Raw genomic sequence first — 15,145 nt, forward strand, 5'->3', positions numbered from 1 at the left:
GCGCTATCGCCGGGCGGAGCCGTAGACGATGGCCGATGTGGCGACGAGGAGGGGCAACCAGAAATGCCTCACCCCGACGCCGCTCCACACGGTGAAGCGTTCCTGGCAGCCCGTCGTGTTCATCGCGCAGCCCAGCGGCACGACGTAGAAGAACCAAAGGAAAGTCGCGGCAGCCAGGATCAGACCCAGGATCACGGCCGCGATTCTCATTCCTGATCCCCCGTCACGAGCCTGTACCGACGCTCAGCAGGCGCCGGAGACGAATGAAGCCGCCGATCCATCCGGATCGGCGGCTTCACGTGGTCCATTGGCGTCCCGGCGCGATCGTTCGCGCCGGGACGATCGGATTACATCGCCTTGAGCGGACCGGCCTCGATCACGTCCTCGACGGTGCGCAGGCCCGCCCGCGTGGCGTTGACGAGCACCGCCATGTTGCCCGGCGGGTGCTGGTTCTTCCACATCTTGGTGTGGGCGGCCGGAATCTTGGCCCAGGGCAGGACCTCGCTCATGCAGGGGTCGATCCGCCGGTCGATCACGAACTGGTTCGCCGCCGAGGCCTGCTTGAGATGGGCGAAGTGCGAGCCCTGGATACGCTTCTGCCGCATCCAGACGTAGCGGGCGTCGAAGGTGATGTTGAAGCCGGTGGTGCCGGCGCAGAACACGATCATGCCGCCGCGCTTGGCCACCAGGGTCGAGACCGGGAAGGTCGACTCGCCCGGATGCTCGAACACGATGTCGACGTCGTTGCCCTTGCCGGTGATGTCCCAGATCGCCTTACCGAACTTCCGGGCTTCCTTGAGCCAGGTGTTGTATTCGGGGCTGTTGACCTTCGGCAGCTGGCCCCAGCAATCGAAGTCCTTGCGGTTGATGACGCCCTTGGCGCCCAGGCTCATGACGTAATCGCGCTTCGACTCGTCCGAGATCACCGCGATGGCGTTGGCGCCCGACGCCGCGCAGAGCTGCACGGCGAACACGCCGAGGCCGCCGGACGCGCCCCAGACCAGCACGTTCTGGCCCGGCCGCACGGTGTGCGGCGCGTGGCCGAACAGCATGCGGTAGGCGGTGGCGAGGGTGAGGGTGTAGCAGGCGGCCTCTTCCCAGGTGAGATGCTGGGGCCGCTTCATCAGCTGGCGCGACTGCACCCGGCAGAACTGTGCGAACGAACCGTCGCCCGTCTCGTAGCCCCAGATGCGCTGCGAGGGCGAGAACATCGGATCGCCGCCGTTGCACTCCTCGTCGTCGCCGTCGTCGCGGTTGCAGTGGACGATGACTTCGTCGCCGACCTTCCAGCGCTTCACCTTGGCGCCGACCTTCCAGACGATGCCGGAGGCGTCGGAGCCCGCGATGTGATACTCGCCCTTGTGCACGTCGAACGGCGAGATCGGCTCGCCGAGGCCGGCCCAGACGCCGTTGTAGTTGACGCCCGCGGCCATGACGTAGACCAGCACCTCGTCATCGCCGATGTCCCACACCGGCAGCACTTCGAGCTGATGCGACTGCTCCGGCGGCCCGTGGCGCTCGCGGCGGATCGCCCAGGCGTACATCTTGGCCGGCACGTGGCCGAGCGGCGGAATCTCACCGAGTTCGTACAGGTCCTTGGCTTCCGCCGTCTGCCCGGTCCAGGCCGGCGCTGCGCTCTCCGCCATCGTGGCACTCCCTATTCTGTCGCTGGTTCGCGGGCGCAAACGCCGCAGCGAACTTGGCGGAAGCTATATGCATGATGTTCCAAGCCTTCCAAGTGGCCTAAAAGACGAGGATTCCCTCGTTACGCACAAAAAATAGGCGTCGGCCTATACCGACCCCGGTGAATGCAAAATAATCTTTTGTAGGACTCCCAATCGTGTCTCTCCCCATGCTGGGAACGAGACTCGAGAGCGGTGAAAGGCGCCTCCGGTCCAAACCGGGCGGGGCGGTCCGCCCCCCGCCGAAACGCATCGCATCGTTCTTTCTGAAATAATCCCACAGAACAAATCGAAATATTTTCGGATTAATATCCAATTTTACTTTTGTGACTTAACGCACATCTCCAAAACAATCGCTCAATGAAGGTGCGGGTGCTGTTCGTTTGATCAGCATCTGTCACTTTTCGGAGCAGAATCTTGCCGCGCTTTCTCGCCCTCGCCGCACTCTCCCTCGCTCTCGTCTCCGCAACGGCCCTGCCGTCCGATGCGCGCCAGACGTCTGGTCAAGGCCGGCACTCCAAATCCACGACCGTGAAGACGAACAAGGTCACCAAGTCCACGTCGAACTGGTCGAGCATCGCGCCCGATATCGATCAGGTCGGCTCGCTGCCCGCGCCGGGGCGGATCGTCACCGCTCCGGCCGTCGGCGGCATGCCGACGATGCCGTTTCCCGGCTGGGGCAGCGGCGGCGGGCAGCGCTGCGATATCGTCGTGAAGCGCCCCGGCGGAAACCCGACCCAGGACATGACCGGCTCGATCGGCCACGCCAAGAGTCACCAGAGCAACGGCGGCGCGGGCCGCATGCGTGTCTGCGGCGCAATGCGCTAACCGCGAACGGCCCGTCCGCTCCGGCGGGCGGGCCGACTCCAAAATTCCGCTTCTCCGACTCATCAAGTTTTTCAAGGCTCTGGCACCGATCCTCGACTTTTCTCCCAGATGACGCGCCGCCGCACGTTCGCTACGGTGCCGCTCACATCGCGCGCGGGACGCGCACGCCAATAAGACGTTGAGGGAGTCGAGCCGGATGAGCGCCACCGCGAGCGTCGCCGAGATCAAGAACGACAAGCCCGAGCGGGACAAGCCTTGGCTGATCCGGACCTATGCCGGTCACTCCAACGCGGCGGAATCGAACAAGCTCTACCGCGGTAACCTCGCCAAGGGTCAGACCGGCCTCTCGGTCGCCTTCGACCTGCCAACCCAGACCGGCTACGACCCGGACGACGAGCTCGCCCGCGGCGAGGTCGGCAAGGTCGGCGTGTCGGTGGCGCATCTGGGCGACATGCGCACGCTGTTCGACCAGATCCCGCTGGCGCAGATGAACACGTCGATGACGATCAACGCCACGGCCCCGTGGCTGTTGTCGCTCTACCTCGCGGTGGCCGAAGAGCAGGGCGCGCCGATCTCGGCGCTGCAGGGCACCACGCAGAACGACATCATCAAGGAGTATCTCTCCCGCGGGACCTACGTGTTCCCGCCCGCTCCCAGCCTGCGGCTCACCAAGGACGTGATCCTGTTCACGACCAAGGAAGTGCCGAAGTGGAACCCGATGAATGTCTGCTCCTACCATCTGCAGGAGGCGGGGGCGACGCCGGTCCAGGAGCTGTCCTACGCGCTCGCCATCGCCATCGCGGTGCTCGACACCGTGCGCGACGACCCCGATTTCGACGAGGCCAACTTCTCGAACGTGTTCAGCCGGATCTCGTTCTTCGTGAATGCCGGCATGCGGTTCGTCACCGAAATCTGCAAGATGCGGGCTTTCGCCGAGCTGTGGGACGAGATCGCCCAGGAGCGCTACGGCATCACCGACGCCAAGAAGCGGATCTTCCGGTACGGCGTGCAGGTGAACTCGCTCGGACTCACCGAGCAGCAGCCGGAAAACAACGTCCACCGCATCCTGATCGAGATGCTGGCCGTCACCCTGTCGAAGCGCGCCCGCGCCCGCGCGGTCCAGTTGCCGGCCTGGAACGAGGCGCTCGGCCTGCCGCGGCCCTGGGACCAGCAATGGTCGATGCGCATGCAGCAGATCCTCGCCTTCGAGACCGACCTGCTCGAATACGATGACATCTTCGACGGCTCGAAGGTCATCGAGGCCCGGGTCGAGGCCCTGAAGGAGCAGACCCGCGCCGAGCTCAAGCGCATCGCCGAGCTGGGTGGCGCCGTCACCGCGGTCGAGGCGGGTGAGCTGAAGCGCGCGCTCGTTGAGTCGAATGCCAAGCGCATCGCCGCCATCGAGCGCGGCGAGCAGATCGTGGTCGGCGTCAACAAGTGGCAGAACGGCGAGCCCTCGCCGCTGACGGCCGGGGAGGGCGCGATCTTCACCGTCTCCGAGACGGTGGAGATGGAGGCCGAGGCCCGCATCCGCGACTGGCGCGCCAAGCGCGACGACAAGGCCGTGGCCAAGGCCCTCGAAGACCTGGAGCAGGCCGCCCGTTCGGGTGCCAACATCATGCCGCCCTCGATCGCCGCCGCGAAGGCCGGCGTCACCACCGGCGAGTGGGGCGGACGCCTGCGGCAGGTGTTCGGCGAGTACCGTGCCCCCACCGGCGTCACGCTTCAGACGGTGTCGTCGGGCGCGGCGGAGGAGGCCAAGCTCCTCATCGCCGATCTCGGCGAGCGGCTCGGCGAGACGCCGAAGCTCGTCGTCGGCAAGCCGGGCCTCGACGGCCACTCGAACGGCGCCGAGCAGATCGCGCTCCGCGCCCGCGATGTCGGCTTCGACGTGACCTATGACGGCATCCGCCAGACCCCAACCGAGATCGTCGCCAAGGCGGTCGAGCGCGGCGCGCACGTCATCGGCCTCTCGGTTCTGTCGGGCAGCCACGTGCCGCTGGTGCGGGAGGTGAAGGCGAAGCTGCGCGAAGCCGGGCTCGACCACGTGCCGGTCGTGGTGGGCGGCATCATCTCGCCCGAGGACGAGCTGGTGCTCAAGAATATGGGCGTGACCGCCGTCTACACGCCGAAGGATTACGAGCTCGACAAGATCATGGTCGGTCTCGCCAAGGTGGTGGGTCGCGCCCTCGACAAGCGCGCCGCCGACAATGCGGACGCCGCCGCCGGCGTGCCGGGCGCCCCGAAGGGCAATGGCAGCGCCGCGCAGGTGTTCTGATCAACGCCGCGCGGCCTCCCCTCTCCCGCTGCGGGGAGAGGGGAGGCCGCACCTCACGCACTCTGCGCCAAGACCGATTGGCGCTCGAACAGCGATCGATAGGCGCCGTTCGGGCGGTGCATCAGGGCGGCGTGCGGGCCGTCCTCGACGATGCGACCGCGATCGAACACGAGGATGCGGTCGAGCGCCCGCACCGTCGAGAGGCGGTGGGCGATCACGATCGCCGTTCGCCCGCGCATCAGCCGCTCCATCGCTTCCTGCACCAGGGCCTCCGATTCCGAATCGAGGCTGGAGGTCGCTTCGTCGAGAATCAGGATCGGCGCATCGGCAAGGAAGGCGCGGGCGAGCGCCACCCGCTGGCGCTCGCCGCCCGACAGCTTGACCCCTCGCTCGCCCACCGGCGTGGCGTAGCCCTGGGGCAGCCGCGCGATGAAGTCATGCGCATTGGCGAGCCGCGCCGCCCGCTCGATCTGATCCGCCGAGGCGCCGGGCCGGCCGTAGGCGATGTTCTCGGCGAGGCTTCGGTGAAACAGCACCGGCTCTTGCGGAACGATGGCCACCTGCGCCCGCAGACTGGCCTGCGTGGCACCGGCCACGTCCTGCCCGTCGATGGCGATGCGCCCGCCCCCCACGTCGTAGAGCCGCTGGATCAGCTTGACGAAGGTGGTCTTGCCCGAGCCCGAGCGGCCGACCAAGCCGATCCGCTGGCCGGCCGGGATCGTCACCGACAGATCATCGTAGAGCGGCGTGCCGTGGTCGCCGTAATGGAAACGCACCTTCTCGAAGCGGATCGCCCCGCCCGAGACCTGAAGCGGCGCGGCACCGGGCCGGTCGGCGACACCGGCCGGTTCGGCCTCGAGCGCGACCAGTTCCTCCATCTCGTTGACCGCCCGCTGGAGGTGGTTGATCTGCCCGCCGATGTCGCGGAGGTAGCCGTGCACCACGAAGTAGGTGGTGAGCACGTAGGCGACTTCGCCCGGGCTCGCCTGCGCCACCCACCACAGCCAGAGGGCGGTCGCGACGATGGCCGTGCGGAAGGCAAGCAGCAACCCGAGCTGCGCCGTCCCGCTCCAGGTGACGATCATCCAGGTGCGGTGCGTGCGCCGCCGCCAACGGCCGAGGATGCGGTGGAGACGTGCCTCCTCACGCCCCTCCGCCCCGAACGCCTTCACCACGGCATTGTTGCCGATGGCGTCCGACAGGGCGCCGCCGAGCCGGGTGTCGAGCGCGTTCGAGAGCGTGGCGGCGGGCGCGATCACGCGGGTCGCCAGGAACACCGATGCCGCGACATAGATGAGCGCGCCGATCCCGACGACGGCACCCATGGCCGGCCAGTGCAGGCCGAGCACCAAGGTGGTCCCGGCGAGCACGACGACGGAGGGCAGCAGCGAGAGCAGCAGCACGTCGTTGAGGCTGTCGATCGCCCACATGCCGCGCGAGATCTTCCGCACGGTCGAGCCCGCGAAGGTGCTGGCGTGCCACTCGGTCGAGAAGCGCTGCACGCGGGCGAAACTGTCGCCGAGCACGTCCGACATGGTGCCGAGGGTCAGGGGCACCACGAGACTCCACGAGATGTGGCGCAGGCCCACCGCCGCGAGGCTCAGGAGCGTCATCGCGGCAAAAGCCGGCATTGCCGCGTGGAACGCCGCCGCACGATCGGAGCCGGCGAGCGCATCGACGAGACGGCCCGCATAGATCGGCAGCATCACGTCCGCGAGGGTGGCGAGCGTGACGGCGCCGACGAGGCCGGAGACGACGGGAAGCCGTCGACGCCAACCACGGGCGACGAAGGCGACGACGCGACGGACCGCATCCGTGCGCCGGGGAGAAGACAGGGACATGCAAGCGCCCGACGACCGAGCGTCGGCTCCGGGAGGCACGGACGCGCGCGACCGAAGCGGCGCGGACCGGTGGGTTCAGTTCGGGGAGGTCGAAGAGAGCCGCGGGACCGTCAGGCCGGGCGGCTCGGGAACGCCTAGGCGCGTCGGTTCAGACGACCGATCGCGAGGGCTTCCACGGGAGAAAAGACGGGCATGGCGCTCATACGATCCTCTCCCTGTTCGCGTGCGACCGAAACGAGAAGTAGGCGCAGGAGATGCGATTCGCAACGTGGGGCGGCGGAGGTCGGCCTGCGGCACCCGCCGCGCATCCTTAGCAGGGCTGGGAGGAGTGAGCTCAGGCTCCCTCAGAAAGCCCCTTCCAGCAGCGCAAGCGCCTGCTCGACCGACAGGCGCCGGATCTCCGCCCGGCCGAGATCGCCGAAGCGGCGCTCGATATGGCGGGTCGGCCCCCCCGTGGCGGCGAGGGCGAAATGCACGAGGCCGACGGGCTTGTTCGAGCTGCCGCCGCCGGGTCCGGCGATGCCGGTGATCGAGACCGCCGCGTCCGCGCGCGAGCGACCGAGCGCCCCCTCCGCCATGGCGCGGGCCACCGGCTCGCTCACCGCGCCGTGTGCGGCGATCAGGTCGGTCGGCACGCCGACGAGGTCGGTCTTGGCCTCGTTGGAATAGGTGACGAAGCCGCGTTCCAGCACGGCCGAGGATCCGGGCACGGCGGTGAGCAATCCGGCGACGAGGCCGCCGGTGCAGGATTCGGCGGTCGCGATCCGCCGGCTCGACGCCGCGTAAGCCCTGACCAGCGCTTCGGCGCGGGCGAGGAGCGCGGCGTCGTCGATCACGAGCGGCGCTCGGCGGTCTCGGTGCCGGTGTCCACCTCGACCTCGGGCAGGCGCACGGTGGCGGCGGCTTGCGCCGCGAGACCCTCGGCCCGGCCGACGAAGCCGAGCTTCTCCGTGGTCGTCGCCTTGATGGAGACTGCGCTGAGCGGAACGCCCGCGATCTCGGCGATGCGGGCCCGGATCGCCTCGCGATGGTGGCCGATGCGCGGCGCCTCCGCCAGAACGGTGATGTCGAGATGGTCGATCTTGCCGCCCTGCGCCCGCACCAGCGAACAGGCATGGGCGAGGAACTGATCGGAGGACGCGCCGCGCCACTTCTCGTCGGAGGGCGGGAAATGGGTGCCGATATCGCCGTCGGCGATGGCGCCGAGCAGCGCGTCGGTCAGGGCGTGCAGCGCCACGTCGCCGTCGGAATGGGCGAGCACGCCGCGGTCGGCGGGGATCTTGATACCGCCGAGCCAGACATGGTCGCCCTCGGTGAAGGCGTGGACGTCGAAGCCGGTGCCGAGGCGGGTCACGTAAGTGGTCATGGGAGCCTCAGATATCGCGGGTGCTTCCTTCGAGAAAGCCCGATCCGCCTCGATCAGGTCCGCGGCCTGGGTGATCTTGCGGTTTCTGGCGTCGCCCTCGAAGACGACGACGGCCAGGCCGGCCCATTCGGCGAGAGCGCCGTCGTCCGTGAAACCGTCCCGGCCCTCGGCCACCGCCCGGCGATGCGCGTCGAGCAGGGAGCCGAACCGGAAACTCTGCGGGGTCTGCACCGCGCGCAGGTTCTCGCGGGACGGCGTCTCGTGAACGCGGCCGATGCCGGGGGCGATCGTCTCCACCAGCTTGATCGTATCGGACACGGCCACGCCGGGTACCGCTGCGCCGTGCTCGCTGCCGGCCTCGATGGCGCGGGCGATCAGGGCCTCGTCGACGAAGGGGCGGGCAGCGTCATGCACCAGCACCAGATCCGGCGCGCCGGACCGTGCCAGCCCTTCGAGCCCTGCCGCCACCGATTGCTGGCGGGTCGCACCGCCCGGCACCGGCTCCGCCAGTTTGTTGGCGAGAGCCGGCTCCAACTCGGCGACACATTCGCGGAAGAAGTCGGTCGCGTCCGGAGCGATCACCGGCTGGATCCGGCCGATGCGCGGGGAGGCAGCCAGAGCCGCCAGCGTGCGGGTCAAGACGGCGCGCCCGCCGACGCGGCGATACTGCTTGGGCAGATCGCCGCCGACGCGCAGGCCCTTGCCTGCCGCGACCACGACAGCGGCCACTTTCGGCCGCGCGGCGCTGTCGGACATCGTCGAACCTCGAAGTGCATTCAGTTGGGGACAGGCGGGATGTCCGCGCTCATAGGCGGCCGAATGTTCGAAGGCAAACGAAGGCGACGCTTGCGCTTCGCCCGGGTTTGGCTACTTATTGTGCAGAATGAGACCTGACCATTATTTGAGCGCCTTGCGCTCCGGGGACGGACGGCGTGCCGACGCGCCCCCCGTTCTGCTGGCGCCGCTCTCGGGCGTCACGGATCTGCACATGCGCCGCATCACGCAGAGGCTCGGGGCGAGCGCGGTCGTTTCCGAGATGGTGGCGGCGGCCGAATTGGCCCGCGGCGATGCCGAGTCGCAAGTCCGGGCGGAGGGCGAAGGGGTCGAGCCGCATGTCGTGCAGCTGGCCGGCTGTGCGGAGACCCCGATGGCCGAGGCGGCCCGCATCGCCGTCGACAACGGTGCCGATGCCATCGACATCAATATGGGCTGCCCGGCCAAGACCGTGACCGGCGGCGAGGCGGGCTCGGCGCTGATGCGCGATCTCGATCACGCCGCCCGTCTTCTCGGTGCCGTGCGGATGGCGGTCGCCGTGCCGGTCACCGTGAAGATGCGCCTGGGCTGGGATCATGCCAGTCTGAACGCGCCGGAACTCGCCCGCCGCGCCGAGGATCTGGGCCTGAACGGCGTCACCGTCCATGGCCGCACCCGGCAGCAATTCTACAAGGGCCGCGCCGATTGGTCGGCGATCCGCGCCGTCGTCGCGGCGACGCGCCTGCCGGTCATCGCCAACGGCGATGTGACGAGCCTCGACGACGCCCGCGCCTGTCTCGCGGCCTCCGGCGCCGCGGGCGTCATGGTGGGGCGGGCAGCCGTGGGACGTCCCTGGCTCGTCGGCGAGATTGCCGCGGGCCTCGCCGGGCGCTCTGTCACGCCGCTCTCCGCCGAGGCGCGGGCCGCGGCGGCGGCCGAGCATTACGAGGGACTGATCGCCCTCTACGGGCAGGCCATGGGCGTACGCCACGCCCGCAAGCATCTGGCCGCCTATGCCGATGCCGCCGGATCCGGCGCCCTGAGCCCGGCCGACCGGCGGCGCCTCGTCACCACCTCGGATCCGACCGAGGCCCTCGCCCTGCTGCGACGGGCCTTCCTCGATCCGGCGGGCCTCGAACCGGACGCTGCCGGCACGACGATCGGCGAGGCCGCATGAGCCCCGGGAGCCACACCATGAGCTTCACCGGCGAAGAGCCCGATCCCGCCTCTTTGCCGGCAGCCGAGGCGGTTCTGAACGCCCTGCCGCTGCCGGTGCTCACCATCGGGCCGGACGAGCGTATCTTACGGGTCAATCACGCCGCCGAACTCTTCTTCGATCTGTCTTCCAAGGTGATGCAGCGGGGGCGACTGCGCGACATCATCCCCTTCGCATCGCCGATCATCGCGCTGGTGGCCGAGGTGCGCCGCCGCCGCTCCTCGGTTGCCGAGTACCGGGTCGAGCTGATCCAACCCCGCTCGGGAGCCGAGCGCAGCGTCGACGTCTTCGCCACGCCGCTACGCGACGAGGACGATTCGGTGGTGCTGATGCTCCAGGAGCGCACCATCGCCGACAAGATGAACCGCCAGCTCACCCATCGCGGCGCGGCGCGCTCGATGATCGCGCTCGGCGCGATGCTGGCCCACGAGATCAAGAACCCGCTCGCGGGCATCCGCGGTGCCGCGCAATTGCTGGAGCAGGAGCGCGACGACGAGGACCGGCTGCTGACCCGCCTGATCTGCGACGAGTCGGACCGGATCGTCCGCATCGTCGAGCGCATGGAGCTGTTCGGCGAGGAGCGGCCGGTGGAGCGGGGGCCGGTCAACGTCCACGGGGTGCTCGACCAAGTCAAACGCTCGGCGCAGTCGGGCTTTGCCCGTCACATCCGCTTCATCGAAAACTACGATCCGTCGCTGCCTCCGGTGCTCGGCAACCGTGATCAGCTGATTCAGGTGATCCTGAACCTCGTGAAGAACGCGGCGGAAGCCATCGGCACCGATACGGTCGAGGGCGAGATCACCCTGTCGACCGCCTTCCGCACCGGGCTTCGCCTGCAGGTGCCGGGCTCGCGCGAGCGGGTCAGCCTGCCGATCGAGGTGGCCGTGCGCGACAACGGGCCGGGTATCCCGGCCGACATGCTGTCCGACCTGTTCGATCCCTTCGTCACCACCAAGGCGCAGGGCTCCGGCCTCGGACTTGCATTGGTGGCCAAGATTGTGGGGGATCACGGCGGCATCGTCGAGTGCGACCCCGTTCCCCGCCGAACCGCTTTCCGGATCCTGCTTCCCATGTCGAGCGCCCGCGACGGGCGCGAATCGGCCGCGGAGCGCTGAGTCGAGTAGCCATGCCCAACGGTCACATCATCGTCGCGGACGACGACGCAGCGATCCGCACCGTGCTGAACCAAGCCCTGTCGCGGGCCGGCTACGAGGTCCGCACCACATCGAATTGCGCCACCCTCTGGCGGTGGGTGGCGCAAGGGGAGGGGGATCTGGTCATCACCGACGTGGTGATGCCCGATGAGAACGTGTTCGACCTGCTGCCGCGCATCAAGCGGGTTCGGCCGGAACTGCCGATCATCGTCATGAGTGCGCAGAACACCTTCATGACGGCGATCCGCGCCTCGGAGCGCGGCGCCTACGAGTACCTGCCCAAACCCTTCGACCTCAAGGAGCTGACGGCCATCGTCGGTCGCGCCCTGTCGCGCCCCCGCGGCACGGCGCCGGCCGGGGCCGGACCGGAGAACGAGGACATTCCCCTCGTCGGTCGCTCGCCGGCCATGCAGGAGATCTACCGCGCTCTGGCGCGCCTGATGCCGACCGACCTCACCGTGATGATCACCGGCGAATCCGGCACCGGCAAGGAACTGGTCGCCCGCGCGCTCCACGATTACGGCCGTCGCCGCACCGGGCCGTTCGTTCCCGTCAATATGGCGGCGATCCCCCGCGACCTGATCGAATCCGAACTCTTCGGCCACGAGAAGGGCGCCTTCACCGGCGCGCTGTCTCGCTCCGCCGGGCGGTTCGAGCAGGCCGAGGGCGGCACCCTGTTCCTCGACGAGATCGGCGACATGCCGATGGAGGCCCAGACCCGGCTGCTTCGCGTCCTCCAACAGGGCGAGTACACCACCGTCGGCGGACGCGTGCCGATCAAGACCAATGTCCGGATCATCGCGGCCACCAACAAGGATCTGCGGGTCTCGATCCAGCAGGGCATCTTCCGCGAGGACTTGTTCTTCCGGCTGAACGTCGTGCCCCTGCGCCTGCCGGCCCTGCGCGAGCGCGCCGAGGATGTGCCGGACCTGATCCGCCACTTCTTCGTTCTGGTGGAGCGCGAGGGCCTGACCCGCAAGACCCTCGACGGCGACGCCATGGAGCGCCTCAAGCGCTACCGCTGGCCGGGAAACGTGCGCGAGCTCGAAAATCTCGTGCGCCGGCTCGCCGCCCTCTACCCGCAGGAGACCATCACCGGCCCGGTCATCGAGGCTGAACTCGACACCCTGCCGCTCGCCCAGCCGGCGGCGGCGAACGGGGCGCCCCGCAAGAACGGCGCCTCGGAGAGCGAGACCCTTTCGGGCGCTGTGGAGCGGCATCTGGCCGACTACTTCTCCGGGTACCGGGATACGCTACCCCCGCCCGGCCTCTATCATCGGATCCTGCGCGAGATCGAGGGGCCGCTGATCGGCGCGGCGCTCGCTGCAACTCGTGGTAATCAGATCCGGGCAGCAGAGCTTTTGGGGGTCAACCGCAACACGTTGCGCAAGAAAGTCCGCGATCTCGATCTACAGGTGTTCCGCACCTCCCGGTAATGACGCGGTGCCGGGGCTTCAAAAGGGGCAGCTGTAATATCGAATTGGCGATAGTGTTGTGACAGCTATGAGAGAATTGCAGAGGCGCTTTATCTCTTATTAAAATTTACCCTCGTATTCCCTGGAGGTCTCTCTCAGCACAGGCCGCCAATGCTCTCCCCCTCGAAACTCAGCACACGCCTGCCCGCCGCCATGATCGGGTTGGCCCTGCTCAGTGCGACGGCCATGGGCGGCTTCAGCTGGTATTCCGCCAAGGCCGGCCTGTTCGACGCGGCGCGCGAGCGTCTCCAGCTCGCCGCATCCCTGCGCAAGGACAGTGTCGAGCTGACGGCCGATCGTCTCCGTACCGATTTCGAGGTCGCGGCGGCCAACCCGCAGATCGCGTCGAATTTCCCGGATCTGATCGAGAATCTCGATCCGGCCAAGCCCGAGACCGAGAAGGTCCTGCAAGCGATCCGCGACCTGCCGAATGCGGAAGCACGGCTCGCCTTCGATGGCAACGCGACCAATACGATGTACGGCCGCCGCCACGCCAAGGTTCAGGAGGTGGCCCGTAAGATCGTGGCCCAGGCCGGTTACGCCGATCTTCTGTTCGTGGATGAGGGTGGTCGCATCGTCTACACCACACTCAAGGATCAGGACTTCGCCCAGACTTTGGGCGAGGGGCCGTTGCGCGCCACGGGGCTCGCCCGCCTTGTCGAGCGGCTGAAGGCCGGCGACCCGAACAGCGTGCTGTTCGAAGACTTTGCGGCCTATCCGGCAGGGGAGGGACCCTCGGCCTTCATCGGTCGCCCGATGACCCGGCGCGCGAATGTCGCCATGGGCACGGCGCAGGCCGCCGAGCGCATCGGTTTCGTTGTGATGCGCGTGACGCCCGCCCTGTTCGACCACTCGCTGATGAAGCGTGACGGACTTGGGCAGACCGGCCAGGTCGTTGCCGCCGGTTCGGATGGGCTCCTGCGCAGCACGCCGCTGATCGGAGGCGCCAAGGCCGGCGAACCGCTCGCGGCGCTCGGCATCGGGCCCACGCAGATCGCGCAGGGAGCGAGCTTCGATTACGCGGCGCCCGCAGGCCGGAACATGGCCGCGGTGGCGCCCGTCTCGGTTCTCGGCGCCCCCTGGACGATCATCGCCGAGCAGAGCGAGACCGAGGCGGTGGCCGCCGTGCGGACACTGTCGCTGACCCTTGCCGTGATCGCGCTCATCGTCCTTCTCGGGACCGCGGTGATCGGGCTGTGGCTCGCCCGCTCGATCGTGCGTCCCCTCGGCGCCCTGACCCGGGCGCTCAACGGGCTCGCTGCACGGCAGACCATCGACGAGGTGCCCGGCAGCCGTCGCGCCGACGAGATCGGCGACATCGCCCGCGCCGTGGCGACGATCCGGGACGTCTCCCTCGAGGACGCGGCACAGCAGCTCCAGACCACGGAGGCGCTCCGCCTGCGCGAAGAGCAGGCTCGCCGCGCCATGCTCCGGGACCTTGCCGGCCGGTTCGAAGCGACCGTCGGCGGGATCGTCGACCGTCTCTCGGGGGCCGTGGGTGAACTCCAGGCCTCGTCCGGCATCATGCGCGGAACCGTCGAGGACACGTCGCGACGCTCGACCAGCGCGGCGAGCGCCGCGCACCAGACGGCGGGCAACGTGAACACCGTCGCTTCCGCGGCCGAGGAACTCGGCGCCACCGTCGAGGAGATCGGACGTCAGGTCGAGCAAGCCGCGGGTCTGTCGGCCCGCGCGGTTCAGGGTGCCGCGAGCACGGAGCAGACCATGTCGGCGCTCGCAACCGCCGCAGCCCGCATCGGCGACATCGTCGATCTCGTGTCGACCATTGCCGGACAGACGAACCTCCTCGCCCTGAATGCCACCATCGAGGCCGCACGGGCCGGGGAGGCCGGTCGCGGCTTCGCGGTGGTGGCCGCCGAGGTCAAGGAATTGGCCAGCCAGACGGCGCGGGCGACGGGCGAGATCGCCCAGCAGGTCGGAGCGATCCAAGCCGCGACCCAGGGGACGGCCCAGGCGATCCAGGCGATCACCGGGGAGATCGAGGCGATCAACCGGGTCACCAACAGCATCGCCGCCGCCGTCGAGGAGCAGGGGGCGACGACCCAGGAGATCGTGCGCAGCATGGTCCAGGCCTCGACCGGCACGAGCGAGATGACCGACGACATCGTCGCCGTCGCCCGCGCCGCGGACGAAGCCGGACATGCCGCCGCGAGCGTCGCAGGCGCGTCGGATCAACTGGCACTGCAATCACAGCAGCTGCGAAGCGAGGTCGACGCCTTCTTGGCCAACGTTCGCGCTGCCTGACCTTGGCGATTGGTCTCCGGGCAACGCGCCGTCTCGGAGAACAAGACCGACCTGCAAGCTACAGAAGCGACGAGCGATCCGCATTCGAGCCTTGCGGCCCGCCAACGGTAGGGGAGGGGACATACCCCAGGCACGAAGCGCTCCCTCATCGCGCCAGGATGTCCTGTGGCGGGCGTTTTCGCATTTCTCCGCATTTTCCGATTGACGTGGGCTGGGGCGTCCCGTAGAAGCATTTTCACCGACGGGGCGCGGCGGTCCACCACCTGGTGGTTCGGGGCTCCTGAGGG

The 15,145-nt window shown here is 68.5% G+C and carries 11 protein-coding genes; 6 read left to right on the forward strand and 5 right to left on the reverse strand.

The window, feature by feature from the left end:
* Positions 1–3 precede the first annotated feature (3 nt).
* A complete protein-coding gene (locus OWC43_RS15325; RefSeq protein WP_393957283.1) occupies positions 4–210 on the reverse strand; it encodes a hypothetical protein in 207 nt (68 codons plus the stop codon).
* 137 nt (positions 211–347) lie between these two features.
* Positions 348–1,646: a crotonyl-CoA carboxylase/reductase gene (gene ccrA, locus OWC43_RS15330; protein ID WP_137831412.1), complete on the reverse strand. Its 1,299-nt coding sequence runs from the start codon at positions 1,644–1,646 to the stop codon at positions 348–350.
* Between the two features lie 453 nt (positions 1,647–2,099).
* Here ccrA and OWC43_RS15335 point away from each other — a divergent pair, with 453 nt between their 5' ends.
* A complete protein-coding gene (locus OWC43_RS15335) occupies positions 2,100–2,510 on the forward strand; it encodes a hypothetical protein (RefSeq protein WP_393957284.1) in 411 nt (136 codons plus the stop codon).
* Between the two features lie 196 nt (positions 2,511–2,706).
* Complete coding sequence (locus OWC43_RS15340) at positions 2,707–4,788, forward strand: protein meaA (protein WP_137831414.1); 2,082 nt, start codon at positions 2,707–2,709, stop codon at positions 4,786–4,788.
* A gap of 53 nt (positions 4,789–4,841) precedes the next feature.
* Here OWC43_RS15340 and OWC43_RS15345 read toward each other — a convergent pair whose 3' ends face one another.
* The 3 genes from OWC43_RS15345 to OWC43_RS15355 form a co-directional block, all read right to left on the reverse strand.
* Positions 4,842–6,629: an ABC transporter ATP-binding protein gene (locus OWC43_RS15345; protein ID WP_393957285.1), complete on the reverse strand. Its 1,788-nt coding sequence runs from the start codon at positions 6,627–6,629 to the stop codon at positions 4,842–4,844.
* Between the two features lie 344 nt (positions 6,630–6,973).
* On the reverse strand, positions 6,974–7,465 hold the full coding sequence (locus tag OWC43_RS15350; RefSeq protein WP_393957286.1) for a CinA family protein: 492 nt from the start codon (positions 7,463–7,465) through the stop codon (positions 6,974–6,976).
* On the reverse strand, positions 7,462–8,751 hold the full coding sequence (locus OWC43_RS15355) for a bifunctional 2-C-methyl-D-erythritol 4-phosphate cytidylyltransferase/2-C-methyl-D-erythritol 2,4-cyclodiphosphate synthase (protein ID WP_393957287.1): 1,290 nt from the start codon (positions 8,749–8,751) through the stop codon (positions 7,462–7,464). The genes OWC43_RS15350 and OWC43_RS15355 overlap by 4 nt, the downstream gene beginning before the upstream one ends.
* 127 nt (positions 8,752–8,878) lie before the next feature.
* On the opposite strand from OWC43_RS15355, the gene dusB reads away from it, so the two are divergent.
* From dusB to OWC43_RS15375, 4 genes are all read left to right on the forward strand, one after another.
* Positions 8,879–9,925, forward strand: coding sequence for a tRNA dihydrouridine synthase DusB (dusB, locus tag OWC43_RS15360; RefSeq protein WP_393957288.1), 1,047 nt, complete (start codon positions 8,879–8,881; stop codon positions 9,923–9,925).
* A 17-nt stretch (positions 9,926–9,942) separates the two neighbouring features.
* The gene (locus OWC43_RS15365) at positions 9,943–11,079 is read left to right on the forward strand and encodes a nitrogen regulation protein NR(II) (RefSeq protein ID WP_137831421.1); all 1,137 of its coding nucleotides are present in this window, start codon (positions 9,943–9,945) and stop codon (positions 11,077–11,079) included.
* Between the two features lie 11 nt (positions 11,080–11,090).
* On the forward strand, positions 11,091–12,554 hold the full coding sequence (gene ntrC / locus OWC43_RS15370; protein ID WP_137831419.1) for a nitrogen regulation protein NR(I): 1,464 nt from the start codon (positions 11,091–11,093) through the stop codon (positions 12,552–12,554).
* A gap of 150 nt (positions 12,555–12,704) precedes the next feature.
* On the forward strand, positions 12,705–14,858 hold the full coding sequence (locus OWC43_RS15375; protein WP_393957290.1) for a methyl-accepting chemotaxis protein: 2,154 nt from the start codon (positions 12,705–12,707) through the stop codon (positions 14,856–14,858).
* Positions 14,859–15,145: the final 287 nt, after the last annotated feature.

Origin of the sequence: Methylorubrum sp. POS3, assembly GCF_043352485.1 — a bacterium.
GTDB classification, from domain to species: Bacteria; Pseudomonadota; Alphaproteobacteria; order Rhizobiales; family Beijerinckiaceae; genus Methylobacterium; species Methylobacterium suomiense.